The sequence below is a fragment of the Acinetobacter sp. YH12112 genome (assembly GCF_013418945.1).
In the GTDB taxonomy this organism is placed as follows: Bacteria; Pseudomonadota; Gammaproteobacteria; order Pseudomonadales; family Moraxellaceae; genus Acinetobacter; species Acinetobacter indicus.
Map to the genome: position 1 here is coordinate 1 of NZ_VPBA01000083.1, position 2,169 is coordinate 2,169.

Sequence of the window (2,169 nt, forward strand, 5' to 3'; positions counted from 1 at the left end):
TGACGGAAAAAGATTGGGGAATTTTAAAAGCGAACAATCCACATTTGACTAATTTGGTCTCAATGGGTGTTTTGCAGCCTGGGCAGGTGGTAATTATCTCAAATTCAACCACAGCGAAGGAATTACCTGAATATAAAAAGCAAGCACAACAAGCGCATGACAATTTGGAGCAAATGAAGAAGGATGCAGATTTTGATGCGGTATTTTTCGCACAAAACTATGAATTTTTTTATGATGCACTACTGCAAGAAAACGCCAAGATTGTTAATAAAAATATCTTTGAAGAAAATGACCATCCCTTAACGATTAAATTTAATAAGCAAGAGGAGGATGGCTTTTTTGAGCAAAAGATGGCGGTTGATGCCTCTTTATCATTGGTTGAGGGGCAAGCGCATCGAGTTTATAGATTACATGGTGAACTCGCTCTAAAGTATGCCGAAGAACAAGCCAAAGGCTCAGGGTTAGCAAACCCTAAAAACTTTACCCAGTTCAAACAGAAGTATGCAAACTTGTATAGGAAGTTAGATAACGAAGGAACTAAGAAATTCTTACGTTGGGATCAGTCGATTAAAACTACCAATATGCGCCGTATGTTGAAGCAATCGGCATTGGTTAGAGACAATAACTTTAAAGGCGGACTCAAAGAATATGCCAAAGAAATGGGTAAAATAGGTAAGTTTGCGACACAACTAAAGATAGCAGGTTATGTGTCTATTGCTACGGATGTTGTGAGTTCTAGTGTAAATGTATATGAAGCCGCGCCAGAAGACAAAGCAAGAACAACGATTGTTGAGACTGCCAAAGTCGGTACTGGTTTGGTTGCTGGAGCAGTAGTGAGTGCTATTGTGATTGGACTCGCCACAGGTGGAACTGGGTTGATTGTAATAGGTATTGTGGCTGCTTCAGGAGCAATGGCTACAAAGGGTGCTAGTGAAATTGCAGGATATGGCGTAGGTGAAGCCTATGACTATATTGACGAAATTAGGAATAAATAATGTTGGAAATTCTATTATCTATGTCTAAAGATAGACCTGGTTTATTTATTATTCTAGTTGGTATTTTATTTATTGTAGTGGCATGGGTGGTTATAATAAGCCTTTATATCTATATTAATATTTATCTAAAAGAAATTTGCAAAATTGTGTATAAGGATGAGAAGAGATTTAAAAGATTAATGGAACCATTTGATTTTTTTTATTTAAGTGTTTTGCCTAGTGCATATTGGAAAGAGATATTAAATATAAAGTTTAATACCTCATTTAAAGCTTTCTATGGGAATAATATATATCAAAAAATAGGTGATTATCAGTTAAAAGAGTTTTTGAAAAATTACCCAATGTTTTTTTATCTTCATTATCTATTTATGCTATCTGGAATTTTAAGTTTGCTCTTTTTGTTTCTTGGCTACTCTGTGGATCAGTATTTTAAAAAAAATTAGAGTTCTATCGAAAACCGAGTTAATGTCTCGGTTTTTTTCTTAAAATAGCCGGTTATGTGTCTATTGCTACGGATGTTGTAGGTTCAAGCATAAAAGTGTATGAAGCTGCACCAGAGGATAAAGCAAGAACAACAGTTGGTGAGACTGCTAAAGTTAGTGCTGGTATTGGTTTTGGAATTTATGCAAGTTATTTAATTGTCGGACTGGCGACAGGTGGAACAGGATTAATTGTTATTGGTATTGTTGCTGCTGGAGCTGCTATTGCCGCTAAAGGTACATCTGAGATTGCAGGATACGGGGCTGGGTATATATATGATAAAGTGGAAAGTATAAATGAATAAAATTATCAATTTATTGATTACAGATCATATTTTTGCACTCTTTGCTTTTGGTTTCTTATTCTTTATTCTGTTGTGGGTCTTCTTCATAAGCCTTTATATTTATAGCAATATTTATCTAAAAGGAATTTGCAAAATTATATATAAGAATGAGAAACGATTTACAAGATTGATGGAACCCTTTGATTTCTTTCATTTGAGTATGTTGCCCAGTGCCTATTGGAGAGAAATATCAAATATAAAGTTTAATACTTCATTTAAAGCTTGGCGAATTCAAACATGAGGTGCGACAGTTTCAAAAGCCTTATGATAATCAACAAGCTGAGCAAACTTCTCTAATGGTGTAAGCCAATCTAACGCTTTTCTAGGACGAGTATTCAGTGACATGGCAAC

Annotated in this window: 3 protein-coding genes and 1 pseudogene; 3 read left to right on the forward strand and 1 reads right to left on the reverse strand. The window is 35.1% G+C overall.

Annotation, left to right across the window (positions count from 1 at the left end; all coding sequences use genetic code 11):
• From FTU50_RS15105 to FTU50_RS15115, 3 genes are all read left to right on the forward strand, one after another.
• Positions 1–995: hypothetical protein (locus FTU50_RS15105; RefSeq protein ID WP_180047475.1), on the forward strand; the 995-nt coding region annotated here is incomplete at its 5' end.
• On the forward strand, positions 995–1,438 hold the full coding sequence (locus tag FTU50_RS15110; RefSeq protein ID WP_163141567.1) for a hypothetical protein: 444 nt from the start codon (positions 995–997) through the stop codon (positions 1,436–1,438). The genes FTU50_RS15105 and FTU50_RS15110, both read left to right, overlap by 1 nt.
• Positions 1,439–1,494: 56 nt before the next feature.
• A complete protein-coding gene (locus FTU50_RS15115; RefSeq protein ID WP_257223339.1) occupies positions 1,495–1,779 on the forward strand; it encodes a hypothetical protein in 285 nt (94 codons plus the stop codon).
• A 270-nt stretch (positions 1,780–2,049) separates the two neighbouring features.
• Here FTU50_RS15115 and FTU50_RS15120 read toward each other — a convergent pair.
• Positions 2,050–2,169, reverse strand: a pseudogene (locus tag FTU50_RS15120) (IS30 family transposase); the annotation flags it as partial.

Bases quoted from the DNA above. Each gene is read 5' to 3' on its own strand.
- FTU50_RS15110 (WP_163141567.1), top strand. From the start codon at position 995: ATGTTGGAAATTCTATTATCTATGTCTAAAGATAGACCTGGTTTATTT.